Source organism: Kitasatospora sp. NPDC042419 (assembly GCF_056437345.1).
This window is the reverse complement of record NZ_JBWKAW010000009.1, coordinates 39,385-56,691: the sequence shown is the minus strand read 5'-3', so window position 1 is coordinate 56,691 and position 17,307 is coordinate 39,385. Positions and strand designations below refer to the sequence as shown.

Here is a 17,307-nt window from a genome sequence, read left to right as displayed (position 1 = left end):
GGCCGCCCGAGGTGGCACGGGCCGCCCGAGGCGCGCAGGCTGGAAGCAGGAGGTGCCTCCCCGGACACCGCGACCGGCGCCCGCCGCCGGTCCGGCGGCCGCGGGACCCCGACCCGGCGGCCGCCCGGCGCCTCCGGTCCGTCACCCCGGATGGGAGAGACCCGTGAAGGACCTCAAGTTCGAGCAGAAGCGTTCGCTGTCCCGCCTGGAGGCCGCCGACCTGCTCTCCGCACTCGCGGCCGCACTGCGGCACGGCGGCAACGCCGAGCTCGAACTCGGCCCCGGGACGATGACCCTGCGCATCCCCGACGAACTCCGCAGCGAGGTCGAGGTCGAGGTCGGTGACGGCGAGATCGAGGTCGAGGTCGAGCTCAAGTGGCCGACCTCGGGGAACCGGCCGGCCCCCGAGAAGCCGAAGCCCTCGCCGCCGCCGGGCGGGCCCGACCACGGCTGACTCCCCCGCCGTGCCTCGCCGCCCCTCCTCCGTACCTCGCCGCCCCCGCCGGGCCGTCAGGTCTCCTTCGGCGAGCCCGGCTGGGCCGTCGGGATCCGCTGGGTGAAGAACAGCGCGAGGAGCGCGGCGAACGCCAGGACCGCCAGCGCGGCGCGCAGGCCGTCCAGCCGCGCCGCCTCGTTCGCGTCCAGCGCCGCCTGCGTCGCCTCGGAGGTCGCGCCCGCGTCGGCCAGGAGTTTCGTGAGCTGGGCGTCCGACAGGAAGGGCACGCCGCTCTCCAGTTGCACCACCGCCTGGCTGCGGACCTCGGCCGGGAACGCCGGATTCTCCTCCACGTGCGCCAGGAACGACGACGTGAGAGCGCCGATCAGGATCGACCCGGCGAGTGCCGTCCCGATCGAGGCCCCCAGGTTGGTGACGGCGTTCTGGACGCCGCCGACCTCCGCGCTCTGCTTGTCCGGGACGGCCGACACCGTGACGGCCCCGAGCTGGGACGCCAGCGCGCCCATGCCGAGCCCGATCAGCAGGAGGGGCACGGTGACGATCTCCGCACCGGCGTCGGCGTCGAGCGCGGCCAGCAGCGCCACCGCGCCCGCGAACAGCGCGAGGACACCGAGCCGCACCACCCGCCGCGGTGAGACGTCCGGGAGCAGCCGCGGGATCAGGATCGCGGCCGCCAGCAGGGTGAGCGACAGCGGCAGGATGCGGGCGCCCGTCTTCAGCGCGGACAGGCCCAGGGCGACCGACAGGTAGAGCGGGACGAGGAAGAACACGCCCATCTGGACGAGGTACTGGAAGAAGAACATGATCAGGCCGCCGGTGAGCTGCCGGTTGCGCAGCAGGGCCGGGTCCACCAGCGGCTCCCCGCCCCGCTCGACCACGCGGGCCTCCCAGGCGAGGAAGAGCCGGATCAGGAGCAGGCCGGCGAGCATCAGCCACACGACCAGGGAGATCCCGAGCCAGGCGGGTGCGTCCGGCTTGGGCAGGAACCAGCCCCACGCTCCGGAGCGGAGCACGCCGTAGACGAAGACGCCGAGGCCGATGGCGCAGAGCGCGGCCCCGACCAGGTCGATCGGCGGGCTCTGGTCGGCGGGGGCGTCGGCGATGCGGCGGGCGAGCACGAGGATGCCGAGCACGATGACGACCTCGCCGGCGAAGACCCAGCGCCAGGAGAAGTAGGTCGTGGCGACGCCGCCGATCAGCGGGCCGACCGCGATCGCGGCGGCGCCCGCCGCCGCGACGAGCCCGTAGGCGGCCGGGCGGCGTTCGACACCGAAGTTCCCGGCGACGAGCGCCACAATCGCGGGCAGGATGAGCGCCGCGCCGATCCCCTCCAGGAAGGACCAGCCGACCAGGAGCACCGGCAGGTTGGGGGCGAGGGCGGTCGTCAGGGAGCCGCAGCCGTAGATGACGCAGCCGATCAGGAACGCGCGCTTGCGTCCGATGAGTGCGCCGACCTTGCCCCCGGGGATCATGAACATCGCCATCACGAGCGTGTAGGCGGTGATGGCGCCCTGGATCCCGCTCACGGTCGTGCCGACGTCCTCGGCGACCGTCGCGATCGAGACGTTCATGACGGAGCTGTCGAGCGTCATCAGGAACTGGCCGGCCGCGAGTGTCAGCAGGACGAGCCCGGCCTTCGACGATCTCCCGGAGGCCCCCGCCCCGGATGCGCCGGATGTGCCGGATGTGCCGGATGTGCCGGATGCCCTGGATGCCATGGGCGTCATGGTCCCAGCGGCCCCGGGGAGCGGCCCCCCGACCCGCCACGGATGTCAGCCGGTCGGCGGCGCCGCCGCGCGGGACTGCCGAGCGCGACTGCCGACCGGTCCGGCCTCGGGATGTCCGGGACGGTCCCTGACGTACCTTCGATGCGGTTAGGCTAACCTTACCTCACCGCTTCGCAAGTCCGTCCGACAGCCGCTGCGCTCCGACCCCAGGGAGAAGGTCCATGCCGCCCACCACCAGCCGTGTTCCCACACCGCGCCGCACCTGCCGGGACACCGGCAAGTCGGCCGCCACGGCGGTGCGCTGACCGATGGCAGCGATATCCACCGACGAGTTCGAAGGCCGGACCGCCCTGGTCACCGGCGCCGCCCAGGGCATCGGGGCCGCCGTCGCCCACCTGCTCACCGCCCGCGGAGCCCGGGTCGTCGCCTGCGACCGCTCCCCGTCCGACCCCTCGGTGCACCGCCTCGACGTCACGGACGCCGACGCGGTCGAGAAGCTGGTCGACCTCGCGGAGCACGAGTACGGGCCGATCGACATCCTCGTCAACGTCGCCGGCGTCCTGCACGCCGAGCCGGTCCTGAGCACGAGCGACGAGAACTGGCAGCACACCTTCGCCGTCAACACCACCGGGGTGTTCCACACCTGCCGGTCCGTCGGCCGCCGGATGGCCGACCGGGGGCGGGGCAGCATCGTCACCGTCGGCTCCAACGCCGCCGGCGTGCCCCGGATGAACATGGCAGCGTACGCGGCCTCCAAGGCGGCCACCACGATGTTCATGCGCTGCCTGGGCCTGGAACTGGCCGGCTCCGGCGTGCGCTGCAACCTGGTGTCGCCCGGCTCGACCGACACCCCCATGCAGCGCGCGCTGTGGACCGACGACGAGAGCGAGCGCCGGGTCATCGAGGGCGACCTCGCCAGCTTCCGGGCCGGGATCCCGCTCGGCCGGATCGCCGCCCCCGAGGACGTCGCCGAGGCCGTCCTCTTCCTCGCCGGGGACCGCGCGCGGCACATCACGATGCACGACCTCTACGTCGACGGCGGCGCCACGCTGCGGGCCTGACGCCGAACCGGGCGGTCCCGGAACCGCCCGCCCCCTTCGAGTCCCACCACCCGGTGCCCCCGGCACCGGCAGAACGGAGCACCATGACCACGGCTTCCGAAGCCCGGTCCCCCGTCGCGACCCCGGTGGACGGCAGCGAGCTCCTGGCCGCCTACCGGCCGGGCCCCGACCGCGCCTTCCTCGCCGGACCCACCCGGACCCTGCTCGCCGAAGGCGTGCACCGGACCGTACCCGACCCGGCCGACGCCGGCCGGCTGCTGGCGGCGGCCCGGGCCGAGGGCCGCGACCCCGTGGTCGTCGGGGCGATCCCCTTCTCGCCGGGCCGGCCCGCCGAGCTGTTCATCCCCGAGCAGGTGCACCGCGCCGCACCGACGCGCGCCGGACTCCCGGCCGCCGCCGCGCCCGGCCGCACCGCGCCGACCGCGTGGACCCGGCGGCCCGTCCCCGCGCCCGAGGGCTACCGCGACGCCGTCGCCCGCGCCGTACGGCTCATGAACGAGGACCCCTCCCTCGCCAAGGTCGTGCTCGCCCGCACCCTGGAGCTCACCGCCCCCGGCGGCACCGACATCCCCGCCATGGTCGGCCGGCTGCTCGACCGGGACCCGCACGGCTACACCTTCGCCGTGCCGGCCGGCGGGACCGCCACCCTGGTCGGCGCCAGCCCCGAACTGCTGCTCTCCCGCCGGGGCCGGCACGTGGTGTCCAACCCGCTCGCCGGGTCCGCCGCCCGCAGCGCCGACCCCGTGGAGGACCGGCGCCGGGCCGAGGCACTGACCCGCTCCCCCAAGGACCTCGCCGAGCACGCCTTCGTGGTCGACGCCGTCCGCCGCGCCCTCGCGCCCCACTGCGACGACCTCGACGTCCCCGAACGGCCGTCGCTGATCCGCACCGCGGCCATGTGGCACCTGTCCACCACCGTCACCGGGACGCTGCGCGACCCGTCCACCAGCGCCCTGGACCTCGCGCTGGCCCTGCACCCCACCCCGGCCGTCTGCGGCACCCCGACCGACCGGGCCCGGGAACTGATCGGCACACTGGAACCGTTCGACCGCGGCCTCTACACGGGCGTGGTCGGCTGGGGCGACGCCTCGGGCGACGGCGAATGGGTCGTCACCCTGCGCTGCGCCGAGGCCGACGGCGACCTGCTGCGGCTGTTCGCCGGAGCCGGTGTGGTCGCCGCCTCCGTCCCGGAACACGAACTGGCCGAGACGGCCGCGAAGTTCCGGACCTTCCTGCACGCCGTCGGACTGGAGAACGCCGAATGAGCCTCTACCCCGAGGACGCAGCCGACCGCTACCGGGCGGCCGGGTACTGGACCGGCGAGACCCTGGACGCCATGATCCGCCGGCACGCCGCCTCGGCCCCGGAGCGGATCGCCGTCACCGACGGCGACCGGCACTGGAGCTACGCCGAACTGGACGCGCGCGCCGACCGGCTCGCCGCCGGGATGCTTGCCCGCGGGCTGCGCAAGGGCGACCGCGTCGTCCTCCAACTCCCCAACGTCGCCGAGTTCTTCGAGGTGTTCTTCGGCGCGATGCGGGCCGGCGTCGTCCCGGTGATGGGCCTCCCGGCGCACCGCCGGGCCGAGATCTCGTACTTCTGCGAGTTCGCCGAGGCGAAGGCCCTGTTCATCGCCGACCGCCACGACGGCTTCGACCACCGTGAGCTGGCCGCCGAGGTGTGCGCGGCCGTCCCCGGCCTCGGAGAGGTCTTCGTCGTCGGCGACCCCGGGCGGTTCACGCCCCTCGCCGAACTGCGCGCCGACGCCTCCGTCCCGCCGGCCGACCCGCCGCACTCCGGCGACCTCGCCTTCCTCCAGCTGTCCGGCGGCAGCACCGGGCTGCCCAAGCTCATCCCCCGCAGCCACGACGACTACCTGTACAGCGTGCGCGAGTCGGCCGTCATCTGCGAGCTGTCGCCCGCGACGGTGTACCTGTGCGCGCTGCCCGCGGCCCACAACTTCCCGCTCAGCTCGCCGGGCACCCTCGGCACCTTCCACGCCGGCGGCCGCGTCGTGCTGGCGCCCGAGCCGAGCCCGGGCACGGCGCTCGCCCTGATCGCCCGCGAACGCGTCACCATCACCGGCGTGGTGCCCCCGCTGGCCCTCGCCTGGGCGCAGGCCGCCCCCGGCAGCGGCCACGACCTGTCCAGCCTGGAACTGATCCAGGTCGGCGGCGCCAAGCTCAGCGAGCAGGCCGCCCGCCGGCTGGGCCCGGCGCTCGGCTGCCGGCTCCAGCAGGTCTTCGGGATGGCCGAGGGGCTGGTCAACTACACCCGCCCCGAGGACCCGGAGGAGACCGTCCTCACCACGCAGGGCCGTCCGATCTCCCCCGACGACGAGATCCGGATCGTCGACGACGAGGACGTCGACCTGCCCGAGGGGACCACGGGCCACCTGCTGACCCGCGGGCCGTACACCATCCGCGGCTACTGGCGGGCGCCCGAGCACAACGCGCGCTCCTTCACCGCCGACGGCTTCTACCGCACCGGGGACCTCGTCCGCCGCACGCCCACCGGCCACCTGGTCGTCGAGGGCCGGGCCAAGGACCAGATCAACCGGGGCGGCGAGAAGGTCGCCGCCGAGGAGGTCGAGAACGTCCTGCTCGCCCACCCCGCGGTGCACGACGTGTCGGTCGTCGCCGTCCCGGACGAGTACCTGGGCGAGCGCAGCTGCGCGTACGTGATCCTCCGCCCCGACGCCGAGCGGCCCCGCGCGCTCGACCTGAAGGCGTTCGTCCGCGCGGCCGGACTCGCCGGCTACAAGGTCCCGGACCGCGTCGAGTTCGTCGACGCCTTCCCCAGCACCGGCGTCGGCAAGGTCAGCAAGAAGGACCTCCGCACCACCTCCCGCTAGCCCAGAAAGGCCCCCCTCGTATGGCACTGCCTGCCATCGCCCCCTACGAACTGCCCGGCCCCGCGGACCTCCCGCCCCGCAAGGTGCCGTGGCGGGTCGACCCGGCGCGGGCCGCCGTCCTCGTCCACGACCTGCAGAACTACTTCCTCGGCGCCTTCCCGGCCGAGGGCCCCCCGCTGGCCCCCGCCCTGGCCAACACCGCCCGGATCCTGGAGCACGCCCGCCGGCTCGGCATGCCCGTCGTCTACTCCCACCAGCGCGGCGGCCAGACCCCCGGGGAACGCGGCCTCCAGCTGGACTTCTGGGGCCCCGGACTGCCCGACGACCCGCAGGCCCAGGCAGTGCCGGCCGTCGTCGCGCCCGCGGCGCAGGACCACATGCTGCTGAAGTGGAAGTACAGCGCGTTCGCCCGCACCGACCTCGCCGAGCTGCTGGAGAAGTCCGGCCGCGACCAGCTGGTGATCGTCGGCGTCTACGCCCACATCGGCGTCATGATGACCGCGGCCGACGCGTGGTCACGCGACATCCAGGCCTTCGTGGTGGGCGACGCCGTCGCCGACTTCTCCGCCCGGCAGCACACCGAAGCACTACGCTGGGCCGCCGAGAAGTGCGCCGTCGTGCTGAGCACCGCCGAGCTCCTGGAGGACAAGTGACCACCACCGGCGAGCGGCTGCACACCGAGAAGGTGACGCTGCGCTACGGCGACCGCGCCATCGCCACCGACCTGTCGGTGGCGGTCCCGGACGACTCGTTCACCGTGATCGTCGGCCCCAACGCCTGCGGCAAGTCCACCCTGCTGCGGGCGTTCGCCCGGCTGCTCAAGCCCGCCTCGGGCCGGGTGCTCCTCGACGGCGAGCAGATCGGCGCCCTCCCCGCCAAGGAGCTGGCCCGCCGGCTCGGCCTGCTCCCGCAGAGCTCCACCGCCCCGGACGGCATCACCGTCGCCGACCTCGTCGCCCGCGGCCGGTACCCCCACCAGGGCCTGTTCCGGCAGTGGTCGCAGGAGGACGAGCGGATCGTCGCCGAGTCGATGGCGGCCACCAACGTGGACGCCCTCGCCGACCGTTTCGTCGACGAGCTCTCCGGCGGCCAGCGCCAGCGGGTCTGGCTCGCCATGGCGATCGCGCAGCAGACCCCGCTGCTGCTGCTCGACGAGCCGACCACGTTCCTGGACATCGCGCACCAGGTCGAGGTGCTCGACCTCTGCGCGCGCCTGCACCAGGAGCAGGGCCGCACCCTGGTCGCCGTCCTGCACGACCTCAACCAGGCCACCCGGTACGCCACCCACCTGATCGCCATGCGCGACGGCGCGGTGGTCGCCGAGGGCGTGCCCTCCGAGATCGTCACCGCCGAACTGGTCGAGCAGGTCTTCGACCTGCCCTGCCAGATCATCGAGGACCCGCAGACCGGCACCCCGCTGGTCGTCCCGCTGGCCCCCGTGCGCCGCGGCCCGGTCCGGTGACAGCGGCGCTGCGGCCGTCCGCGGTCCTGCGGGCGGTCCGCGCCACGGGGCCGGACGCGCCGGCGCTGTACGCGCTGTCCGCCCCGTTCATGCGCTCCGGTGCGCTGCGCGAGCGCGCGCCGGAGGCGTACCGGCGGCCCGGCGACACCTTCCTGATGGTCCGCGCCGAGGACGACGGGCCCGGCGCGGGCGCGCACGGCCGGCTCGACGCCTGCGTCGCGCTCCGCGCGCTGACGCCCGAGGCCGGCCGGCCCCCGACCGGGCTGCTGCACAACCTCTGCGTCCGGACCGACCGTCAGGGCGCGGGCCTCGGCTCGCTCCTGGTGACCGCCGTCCTCGCCGAGGCCCGCCGCCGCGGGCTGCGCGCCCTGGTGACCGCCACCACCGGCGGCGGCGAGCTGTTCCTGCACCACGGCTTCACGGAGATCCCGGCCTCGGCCGCCCCGCGCGAGTGGGCGGCCGGCCTCGACCCGGCCCGCAACTCCCGGGTCTTCACCCGGGCCCTCTGAGCACGGCACGACCACGACGGCGGGCCCGGTGGACACTCCACCGGGCCCGCCGCGTCGTCCGGACCACCGTGGGAGGGGCCGTACCGGCGGCACACGGTCAAGCTGCCGGTCTGGCATCGTGGGGAGGATCTTCCCCTGGCCGGGCGGTACGTCCGCGCGGCCCGCAAGGTGATCGACCACCACAAGGAGCTGCTGTGACCTCCCTCTTCGTCACCGAACCCGGCCTCGTCCCCGGTCTCCTGGCCGAGGCGGCGGAGGCGGGTGTCGCGAAGTTCGTGGTCGGTGCGCTGATCCACGACCGGGACGGCCGGGTGCTGCTGCTGCGGCGCAGGCCCGAGGACTTCCTCGGCGGCCTGTGGGAGCTGCCCGGCGGCGGTGTGGAGCCGGGCGAGGAGCTGGGGCAGGCGCTGGAGCGGGAGGTCCTGGAGGAGACCGGCCTCACCGTCGACGAGGTCACCGGCTACGTCGGAGCCTTCGACTACACGTCCGGCAGCGGCCGGCTGACCCGGCAGTTCACCTTCGCGGTCACGGTCGGGCGGCACGGGCCGGTCGTCCTCTCCGAGCACGGCGACTGGACCTGGGCGGACCGGGGCCGGCTGCCCGAGGTGAGCGACGAGACACGGGCGCTGCTCGGCGGCTGACATCCGGAGTCCCGCCTCGTCCCGCCGAGCTGCTCCTCGGCGGGACGACGGACGCCTGAGCGGTGGTGCATCCGGTCCGCGCGGGCCTCAGCGTGCGGCGGCCACGGCGTCGGTGTACTGCTCCGTCGTCAGATCGTCCTCCGCGATCCCGAGACCGGCCAGCACCGTGCGGACGACACGGAGGGCGGGAAGCAGGTCGTCGTCCGCCTTCGCGATGGTCTCCAACTCGATGAATGTGCCGTCGATCTCGGGTACTCGGACGAGGGTGGCGAGGAGCTGCCGTCCGCCAGCGGTGAACGAGTAGTTCCTGCACCGCTTCTCGAACGCGATGCGCGGGACGAATCCGAGGCCACGAACGATCTCGTGGGCGGCCTCCGCGTCCTCCACCCTCGTCTCGGCCTCGGGTTTCGAGGCGGACGCCTCATCCACCCGGGCGCTCTTGTAGGTCAGGACGGTCCGGGTGTCGTCCGGGCTGTGCACGGTACGGATCCGCAGTTCCCGGTCCGTTCCCATGAGCGATCCGTCGGGTGCGTCGAAATAGGTGTCGCGATAGACCTCCGCACGCCCGGGCCCGTACCGGTCTTCGAGCAGCCGGAGAATCCCCTCGGGGTCCCGCACTACGGCCTTCAGCTCCGCCTCGATCGCCACCGTCGTCCCTCCGTCAGATCACGCGCTCGGCGTCGGCCACCAAAGCGTCGAACATCCGGCGCCACCCTCGGTACAGCGGACCGTACGGCGTGGCCGGCACCTTGTAGGTCGCCGACTCGTGGCCCTCCCAGTCCGCGTCGAACGCGCTGACGTAGAGCGTCCTGTCCAGCCGGATCACGCGCCACACCGGCAGGGACCGGTAGTGGTAGACCTCGACGTGGCCGACCTCCGCGAGCTCACGAAGACGGGCCTCGGCGAGCCGGACACCACTGGCCAGCGACTCCGGGGACTCTCCGATCTCGGCCGCCCTGCGGACGAGGGCCGGTGACTCCGGGTCCAGCAGGAGCACACGGAGACGGGGGGCGGCAGGTCGCCGTCGCGGTCGAGGTGCGGACGGAGCAGCGAGTCCCGAAGGCCCAGGAGACCCAGGCCGCGGACGGCAAGGACGTCGAGTTCACCGGCGGACCGGGCGGACCGCCCGATCTCCGCGGCGGCGGACGACTGGTCGGAGTAGACGCGGACGATCTCGGGGAACGCGGCGAGGTCGAATGCCGCGCAGTCGTCGCGCACACCTTCCCGTGTCCGGCTCCCGGGGAGACCCGGTGATCACCGTCGCCGCACGGCCTGACGAACCCGCCGACATCGTGGTCCGTCTCGACACCAGGCAGGGGGGCCGCTACATCTCGGCGGAATGCCTGTTCGGTGCCCACCACGGGTGCCCCGGTGGGATTCGGGACGAGGCGCGTGCGGTGGTGCTGGTGTGCCTCTGCGGTGACACCTCATGCGTGTGCAGCCGTCACCTACCGGGAGGGAACCGGTGAGCGCCGCCGATCGGGGGCCGGGCCTTCACCGGCGGACCGGGCCGCCGCAGGAGCGGGCCCGGTGGGTCGTCCACCGGGCCCGCCGCAATTCACCGCGTGGTCCGCGGTCCCTTGGGGGTCAGCCGCGCTTGGCGCGCCACTGGCCGAGGATCAGCCAGACCAGGTAGCAGCCGCCGACGACGCCGGTGAGCACGCCGACCGGCAGCTGGGTGGGGGCCAGCAGGCGCTGGGCCGCGAGGTCGCTGACGGCCAGCAGCAGGGCCCCGAGGAGGGTGGAGCCGAGCAGGTTGGGGCCGGTGGCCCGGGTGAGGCGGCGGACGGCCTGCGGGGCGATCAGGGCGACGAAGGGGATCGGGCCGGCGGCGGCGGTGGCCGCGGCGGTGAGGCCGACCCCGATCAGCACGAGCCAGACCCGGGCGCCCTCGGTCCGGACGCCGAGCGAGGAGGCCGCGTCGTCGCCCATCTCCAGCATCCGCAGCGGGCGGCCGAGCAGCACGGCGGCGGGCAGCAGCACGGCGAGGGCGACGGCCATCGGGACGACGTGCTCCCAGCCGCGCGCGTTGAGGCTGCCGGTGAGCCAGACCGCGGCGCTCTGGGCGTCGCTGAAGGAGGCGCGGGCGATCAGGTAGGCGTTGAGCGAGGACAGCAGCGAGCTGACGCCGATGCCGACCAGCACCAGCCGGTAGCCCTGGGTGCCGCCGCGCCGGGCGAGCAGGTAGACGGCGACAGAGGTGAGCATCCCGCCGACCACCGCGCCGCCGGCCACGGTGGCGGCGCTGCCGCCGATGACCAGGATCACCGCGAGGGCGCCGGTGGCCGAGCCGACGGTGAAGCCGATGACGTCCGGGCTGCCGAGCGGGTTGCGGGCGAGGGTCTGGAACAGGGCGCCCGCGAGCCCGAGGGCGGCGCCGACCAGCAGGGCGGTGAGCAGCCGCGGCAGCCGCACCTCCATCACGATGTAGCGGTCGGCGCGCCGTCCGCCGCCGGTGAGCACGTCGAGCACGTCGGAGACGGGCAGCGGGTAGTCACCGGCCGTCAGCGCCCAGACGACGGCTCCGCACAGCGCGGCGAGGACGAGCAGGCCGACGACGGTGGCGCGGGCGTGCCAGCGCAGCGAGAGGCCGCCGGGCAGCCGGACGGCGCGCAGCGGGACGGCGGTCCGGGGGGCGGGCGCCGCCGCGGGGGCGGGTGCGGCGTCGGCGGGCCGCTCGACCGTGGTGGGGCTTTTCACAGTTGGGCGATCCTCCGGCCGCGTACCAGGGCGATGAAGAGCGGGGCCCCGATGAACGCGGTGACGACACCGACCTGGAGTTCGGCGGGGTGCAGGGCGAGCCGGCCGACGATGTCCGAGCCGAGCAGCAGCACCGGGGCGAGGACGGCCGACAGCAGCATGATCCAGCGCTGGTCCGGTCCGCAGATGTGGCGGGCGAGGTGCGGGACGGCGAGGCCGATGAAGGCGATCGGGCCGACCGCGGCGGTCGCGGCCCCGCAGAGCAGGGTGATGGCGAGCAGGCTGAGGATCCGGGTGCGGGTGGGGTTGGCGCCGAGGGCGTGCCCGGCGTCGTCGCCGAGGGCCAGGGCGTTCAGCGGCCGGCCGAGGAAGAGGGCGAGGACCGCGCCGGCCGCGAGGAAGGGCAGGACCTGGCCGAGGACCGCGGAGTCGACGCCCGCGAGGGTGCCGACCTGCCAGAACCGGAAGCGGTTGAGGGTGAGCGGGTCGAGCAGGATGAGCCCGTTGACGAAGGCGGTGAGCACGGCCGTGACGGCGGTGCCGGCGAGGGCGAGCCGGGCCGGGGTGGCCGAGGCGCGTCCTCCGCCGCCGAGGATCTGGACGACGAGGGCGGCGACGGCGGCGCCCGCGAGGGCGAACCAGACGAAGGACCCGAAGGTTCGCAGGTCGAACAGCGCGGTGCCGGCGGCGACGGCCGCCGCGGCGCCGCCGTTGATGCCGAGCAGGCCCGGGTCGGCGAGCGGGTTGCGGGTGAGCGCCTGCATCATGGCCCCGGAGATGCCGAGGGCGGCGCCGACGGCGATGCCCAGCAGGGTGCGGGGGATGCGGGAGTGGTGGACCACGATCCAGTCCTCGGAGGTGGGTTCGTGGTTCAGCAGGACGTGCAGGACCTGGCCGGGGGCGATCGAGCGGGCGCCGATCGCGATGCCGGCGACGGCGAGGACCGCGAGCAGGGCGAGCGCCCCGAGCAGCCAGGCGGTGCGGCGGGCGGTGCCGGCCCGCCCGCGCGGCGCGGGCGCCGGGCGGGCGGGGGCGGGCTTGCCGAGTGTGTGGGTGCTCATGCGTGCGGCTGGTGGTCGTCCTCGTGGTGGTCGTGGTTGGCCACCCCGCGCTTCCAGTAGCCGTCCACGTCGACCTGGTTCTTGGTCAGGCCGCAGTCGTTGCGCAGGTAGCGGCGGATCGGCTTGAGGGTGTTGGCCTCGCCGGCGACCCAGGCGAAGCCCATGCCCTCGGGCAGCTCGGCGGCGCGGATGGCCTGCTCCAGCAGGTCGGTGCTGCCGGACTCGGCGTCGCCGCGGTGCACCCAGGTGACGGTGGCGTCGGTGGCGGTGGCGAGGAGCTGCTCGTGCTCGGGGCCGGGGACCTCGGCGAAGGCGAGGACCTTGACGCCGGCGGGGAGCATCTCCAGCCAGCGGGCGAGGGCGGGCAGGGCGGTCTCGTCCGCGCCGAGGAGGTACCAGTCGTGGACGAAGGGGATCTCCTCCGAGCCGCGGGGGCCGAAGACGCCGAGCTTCATGCCGGGTTCGGCCGCGGCGGCCCAGCTGGAGCCGACGCCGGTCCCGTGCAGGACCATGTCGATGTCCAGTTCCTTGGCCTCGCGCCGGTAGTGGCGGATGGTGTAGTCGCGGGTCAGCGGCTCGGACATGCCCTCGGGGGCGTCCATCCAGGTGTCGTTCTCGACGATCGGCTCGACCGGGAGCTCGTCGCCCGGGAAGGCGAAGCAGAGCTTGACGTGGTCGGTGGGGGCCTGCTCGCAGAAGCCGTCGAGCGCGTCGCCGGCGAAGGTCACCCGCACCGTGCCGGGGGTGACCCGGACGACCTGCTTGACCTCCAGCAGGCGGTACTTGAGCGGGTGGCGGACGATCCGCATGCGCGGCGGTGCCGTGTCGGTGTTCATCGGTCAGCCCATTCCGTGGAGGTGTCTGCAGGCCCGGACAGTCCCGTGCCGCCGTCCCGGAGCGTTTCCGGGACGGCGGCACGAGGCGATCATTTGATTAGGTTAGCCTAACCTCGGACTTCAAGACCAGCCGGGGTACCGGATTCGACGCCCCCACCTGCCGTTTCGTCACCCGCCAGGCGCCCGCCGTCCAGCCGGACCACCCGGGGCAGCCGGGCGATGGTGGCCGGCCGGTGGGCGATGACCACCAGGGTGCAGTCGGAGCGCAGCTCGTCGAGCGCGTGCTCCAGCCGGGCCGCCGTCACCGGGTCGATGTCCGCGGTCGCCTCGTCCAGCACCAGGACCGCCGGGTCCGCCAGCACCGCCCGGACCACGCCGAGGATCTGGCGCTCCCCCGCCGAGAGGTTGCCGCCGCGCTGGCCCACCTCGGCGTCCAGGCCGCCGGGCAGGTCCTCCAGCCACTCCCGCAGGCCGAGTTCGTCGACGGTCTTCTCGATCCGCGCCCGGTCGGGCGCGCCCTGGACCAGGGCGAGGTTGTCGGCGATGGTGCCGGAGACCAGGCGGACCTCCTGCGGCACCAGGACGATCCGGCGGCGCAGCTGCTCCTCCGGGATGTCCACGAGGTCGGTGCCGGCGAAGGTCACCGCGCCGCCGTCGGGCCGGTAGAGGCCGCAGAGCAGCTTGGAGAGCGTGGTCTTGCCGGAGCCGGTCTCGCCGACGACGCCGGTGCGGCTGCCTTCGGGGAAGTCCAGCGTCAGGCCGTGCAGGTCCAGGCCCTCGGCGCGGTAGCCGAAGTCGACGGCGGTGCAGCGCAGGTCGCCGCGGGAGGGCAGGCCCTCCGCGCGGGCCGGGCGGCGCTCGGGGGTGGTGGCGGCCAGCAGGTCCAGCAGCCGGGCGAGGCCGGTGCGGGCGGTCTGCACCTCGCCGACGAGCTGGGACATGTCGGCGAAGGAGTCGAACAGGTTGCGGCTGGAGACGATGAAGACGACGACGGTGCCGACGCTGACGCCGTCCCGGGTGACCAGCCAGCCGCCGACCAGCAGCAGCACCACGAGGGCGGTGCCTTCGATCAGGCTGACCAGGTCGATCCGGTTCTCGACCCGCAGGGCGCGGCGGGCGGCGTGCACCGCGTGCCGGTTCTCGCGGTCGAAGCGCCCGGTCCAGCCGGCCAGGCCGCGGGAGGTCTGCAGGGCCTCGCGGGCGGTCAGCGTCTCGGAGAAGGTGGCGGCGACCGTCGCCTCGGCGCTCGCCTTGCCGCCGAACGCCGAGGCGGCGTCGCGCTGGAACCAGCGGGTCACCAGCAGGGTGAGCGGCAGGAACACGGCGAGCTGGACGAGCAGCAGCAGCCAGGAGTAGCCGGCCAGCACGACCAGGGTGAACGCCAGCGTGGCCACGGAGGAGACCAGGTTGCGCAGGTGCATGCGGACGAACGCCGCGAGCGCGGCGACCTCGCCGGTGGCGCGGCGCAGCAGCTCGCCGCTGCGGTGGGTCTCCAGGAAGCGCAGCGGTGCGGTGGCCAGGTTCTCCACCGCCTGCTCGCGCAGGGTGCGGACGACGGACTCGCCGCCCTTGATGAGCAGCAGTTCGCCGACCCGGGCGAGCACCAGCTGGGCGGCCGCGAGGGCCGCCAGCAGGCCGACGGCGAGGCCGAGGCCGCCGCGGTCGCCGTCGAGCAGGGAGTTGGTGGCCAGGCCGATCAGCGGGGCGACGGCGACCAGGGCGGCGGAGTCGGCCAGGCCGACGCCGAGCGCGACGCCGAGGCGGGCGCGGTGCGGGCGCAGGTAGGGCCAGGCGCGGCGGAGCACCGCGCGCTCGTCGGCCTCGTCCTTGAGCAGGGGCTGCTCAGCCACGGGCCACCTCCATGGCGTCCGGGGTGGTCACGGCGTCGGGCCCTTCGGGAGTGGCACCGCTGTCGCCGGGCGCGGCGCCGCGCGGGGACTCCAGGGCGCCGCGCGGGGACTCCAGGGTCACGACGCGGTCGGCGGTGTCCAGGACGGCGGAGCGGTGGGTGGTGAACAGGACGGTGCGGTCGGGGCCGGCCCAGGTGCGCAGCCGGTCGAGGACGAGCTGCTCGGTGGTGGTGTCCAGCGCGGAGGTGGAGTCGTCGAGCAGCAGGACGGCGGGGTCGCCGAGCAGGGCGCGGGCGATGGCGAGGCGCTGGACCTGGCCGCCGGACAGGGCGGTGCCGCCCTCGCCGAGTTCGGTGTCGTAGCCGTCGGGCATGGCGGCGAGCTGGTCGTGGATGCCGGCGGTGCGGCACACCTCGTGCAGGGCGTCCAGGTCGATGTCGCGGCCGAGGCGCAGGTTGTCGGCCACGGTGCCGGAGAGCAGCACGGGCCGCTGGGCGACGTAGGCGATGCGTTCGCGGACCTGGTCGAGGCGGGCCTCGCGCAGGTCGGTGCCGCCGTAGGTGACGGTGCCGGAGTCGGGGTCGTCCAGGCGGACGGCGAGGCGCAGCAGGGTGCTCTTGCCGGAGCCGGTGGCGCCGGAGACGGCGACGAACTCGCCGTGCCGGACGGTGAGGTCGACCGGTCCGAGGACGGTGCGGCCGTCGCGGACCGCGGTGACGCCGGTGAACGTGAGCGCGCCGTGCGCGGGGAGGGCCACGGCCTTCCCGGCGGGCGGTTCGGCGACGACGGGTCGGATGGAGAGGGCCTCGTCGATCCGGGCGGCGGCGACGTCGGCCTGGCCGCGCTCCAGGAGGCGGTCGACCAGGACGCGCGTGGCGAGGGTGACGATGGCCATCCAGGAGGTGAAGGCGGTGAGTCCGCCGACGGTCAGCCGGCCGTCGAGGACGGCGAGGCCGCCGAAGCCGACGCCGGCGGCGACGGCGAGGCGGGGGACGAACGGCCCGACGGCGGCCCAGCTGGCCTCGATCCGGGCGGCGATGACCGTCCGTTCGGTGACCTCGGCGCTGGAGCCGTGGTGCCGGTCGACCAGCGGGCGGTGGCCGCCGGTGCCGCGCAGGCCGGTGCCGATCTGGAGCAGGTCGGCGACGGCGTCGGCGCGGTCGCCGTGGGCCTTGGCGAGTTCGCCGCTGGCGGCGGCGAAGCGGCGCGGGAAGTGCAGGTTGACCCAGACCAGGAAGGGCAGGGTGCCGAGGGCGACCAGCAGCAGGCTGAGGTCGAGGGACGCGATGAGGGGCAGCACGGTGAGGAAGGTGACGCCGAGGACGACCCAGACGGCGAGGCCGTGCACCCATTCGCGGACCAGGTCGGTGTCGCGGGTGGCGCGCATGGCGAGGTCGCCGTGGCCGCGCGAGGCGAGGGCGGCCCGGTCCAGGCCGGAGAGCCGGTGCAGCAGGCGGGCGCGGAGGTCGGCGCCGACCTTGGCGTCGGCGTAGCCGGCCCAGTACTGCCAGCCGTAGAGGCCGGCGAACTGGACGAGGGCGGCGAGGGCGGTGGCGCCGGCCCAGGTGAGCACGGCCCCGCTGTCGTGCTTCTGGATGCCGTCGTCGAGTGCCTTCTGGACGCACCAGGGCACGGCGAGCAGGGCGAGCTGGCGGATCGCCGCGGCGGTCATGGCGGCGGCCACCGTGGCCCGGTGGGGCCGGAGCGAGCCGCGGAGCAGGGCGCGGGCCCGGCGGCGGCGTTCGGCCGAGAGGGCACCGGGCTCCAGTTCCTCGTCGGCGAGTTGCTCGGCGGTCAGGCCGTCGGACGGGCCGGCGGCGGGTTCTGGCTGATGGGTGCTCACGCGATGGCCATCCGTCGGGTGTGTGCGGGGGGAAACGGGACGGGAGGGGACGGCGCGCGGCCGTCCCCTCCCGGGGTGGTCAGGAGGCGGCGGCCTCGGTCCGGGCGATCAGGCTGGCCGGGCGCAGGTCGGTCCAGTTGGCGTCGATGTACTCGGTGCACGCCTGGCGGCTGTCCTCGCCGAAGACGGTGGTCCAGCCGGCCGGGACCTCGGCGAACGCGGGCCACAGCGAGTGCTGGTTCTCCTCGTTGACGAGCACGAGGTAGCGGGCGTCGTCGTCCTCGAACGGGTTGGTGGCGCTCATCT

General features: G+C 74.6%; 17 protein-coding genes. 8 read left to right on the top strand and 9 right to left on the bottom strand.

Going from position 1 to position 17,307, the window contains the following annotated elements; translation table 11 throughout:
- Positions 1-163: 163 nt before the first annotated feature.
- Positions 164-454, top strand: coding sequence for an amphi-Trp domain-containing protein (locus AC067J_RS19155; protein WP_478300641.1), 291 nt, complete (start codon positions 164-166; stop codon positions 452-454).
- A gap of 56 nt (positions 455-510) precedes the next feature.
- Here the strand turns inward: AC067J_RS19155 and AC067J_RS19150 are convergent, their stop codons facing one another.
- Positions 511-2,175, bottom strand: a complete 1,665-nt coding sequence (locus AC067J_RS19150) for an MFS transporter (RefSeq protein WP_478300639.1) — start codon at positions 2,173-2,175, stop codon at positions 511-513.
- A gap of 317 nt (positions 2,176-2,492) precedes the next feature.
- On the opposite strand from AC067J_RS19150, the gene dhbA reads away from it, so the two are divergent.
- The 7 genes from dhbA to AC067J_RS19115 all read left to right on the top strand — a co-directional run bounded on the left by dhbA (position 2,493) and on the right by AC067J_RS19115 (position 8,711).
- Positions 2,493-3,245, top strand: a complete 753-nt coding sequence (gene dhbA, locus AC067J_RS19145) for a 2,3-dihydro-2,3-dihydroxybenzoate dehydrogenase (RefSeq protein ID WP_478300637.1) — start codon at positions 2,493-2,495, stop codon at positions 3,243-3,245.
- Between the two features lie 83 nt (positions 3,246-3,328).
- Positions 3,329-4,510, top strand: a complete 1,182-nt coding sequence (locus AC067J_RS19140) for an isochorismate synthase (RefSeq protein ID WP_478300636.1) — start codon at positions 3,329-3,331, stop codon at positions 4,508-4,510.
- On the top strand, positions 4,507-6,099 hold the full coding sequence (locus AC067J_RS19135; protein ID WP_478300635.1) for a (2,3-dihydroxybenzoyl)adenylate synthase: 1,593 nt from the start codon (positions 4,507-4,509) through the stop codon (positions 6,097-6,099). Before AC067J_RS19140 ends, AC067J_RS19135 begins: the two co-directional genes overlap by 4 nt.
- 20 nt (positions 6,100-6,119) lie before the next feature.
- Positions 6,120-6,752 carry an isochorismatase family protein gene (locus tag AC067J_RS19130; RefSeq protein ID WP_478300632.1) on the top strand — a complete coding sequence of 211 codons (633 nt, stop codon included), beginning with the start codon at positions 6,120-6,122 and terminating at the stop codon, positions 6,750-6,752.
- The gene (locus AC067J_RS19125; RefSeq protein ID WP_478300630.1) at positions 6,749-7,561 is read left to right on the top strand and encodes an ABC transporter ATP-binding protein; all 813 of its coding nucleotides are present in this window, start codon (positions 6,749-6,751) and stop codon (positions 7,559-7,561) included. Before AC067J_RS19130 ends, AC067J_RS19125 begins: the two co-directional genes overlap by 4 nt.
- Positions 7,558-8,070 carry a GNAT family N-acetyltransferase gene (locus AC067J_RS19120; protein ID WP_478300628.1) on the top strand — a complete coding sequence of 171 codons (513 nt, stop codon included), beginning with the start codon at positions 7,558-7,560 and terminating at the stop codon, positions 8,068-8,070. Before AC067J_RS19125 ends, AC067J_RS19120 begins: the two co-directional genes overlap by 4 nt.
- A gap of 194 nt (positions 8,071-8,264) precedes the next feature.
- Positions 8,265-8,711, top strand: coding sequence for an NUDIX hydrolase (locus AC067J_RS19115; protein WP_478300626.1), 447 nt, complete (start codon positions 8,265-8,267; stop codon positions 8,709-8,711).
- Positions 8,712-8,798: 87 nt separating this feature from the next.
- Here AC067J_RS19115 and cyaB read toward each other — a convergent pair whose 3' ends face one another.
- The 8 genes from cyaB to AC067J_RS19075 form a co-directional block, all read right to left on the bottom strand.
- Positions 8,799-9,359: a class IV adenylate cyclase gene (gene cyaB, locus AC067J_RS19110; RefSeq protein ID WP_478300624.1), complete on the bottom strand. Its 561-nt coding sequence runs from the start codon at positions 9,357-9,359 to the stop codon at positions 8,799-8,801.
- A gap of 13 nt (positions 9,360-9,372) precedes the next feature.
- Positions 9,373-9,708, bottom strand: coding sequence for a hypothetical protein (locus AC067J_RS19105; protein WP_478300622.1), 336 nt, complete (start codon positions 9,706-9,708; stop codon positions 9,373-9,375).
- A gap of 590 nt (positions 9,709-10,298) precedes the next feature.
- Positions 10,299-11,411: a FecCD family ABC transporter permease gene (locus AC067J_RS19100; RefSeq protein WP_478300620.1), complete on the bottom strand. Its 1,113-nt coding sequence runs from the start codon at positions 11,409-11,411 to the stop codon at positions 10,299-10,301.
- Entirely contained in the window at positions 11,408-12,472 is a 1,065-nt protein-coding gene (locus AC067J_RS19095) for a FecCD family ABC transporter permease (RefSeq protein WP_478300618.1), read from the bottom strand. Before AC067J_RS19095 ends, AC067J_RS19100 begins: the two co-directional genes overlap by 4 nt.
- Positions 12,469-13,308 carry a siderophore-interacting protein gene (locus tag AC067J_RS19090; protein WP_478300616.1) on the bottom strand — a complete coding sequence of 280 codons (840 nt, stop codon included), beginning with the start codon at positions 13,306-13,308 and terminating at the stop codon, positions 12,469-12,471. Before AC067J_RS19090 ends, AC067J_RS19095 begins: the two co-directional genes overlap by 4 nt.
- Before the next feature lie 107 nt (positions 13,309-13,415).
- Positions 13,416-15,158, bottom strand: coding sequence for an ABC transporter ATP-binding protein (locus AC067J_RS19085; RefSeq protein WP_478300614.1), 1,743 nt, complete (start codon positions 15,156-15,158; stop codon positions 13,416-13,418).
- Positions 15,151-17,001, bottom strand: coding sequence for an ABC transporter ATP-binding protein (locus AC067J_RS19080; protein ID WP_478300612.1), 1,851 nt, complete (start codon positions 16,999-17,001; stop codon positions 15,151-15,153). Before AC067J_RS19080 ends, AC067J_RS19085 begins: the two co-directional genes overlap by 8 nt.
- Positions 17,002-17,080: 79 nt before the next feature.
- Entirely contained in the window at positions 17,081-17,305 is a 225-nt protein-coding gene (locus AC067J_RS19075) for an MbtH family protein (RefSeq protein WP_478300610.1), read from the bottom strand.
- Between the last annotated feature and the right edge of the window lie 2 nt (positions 17,306-17,307).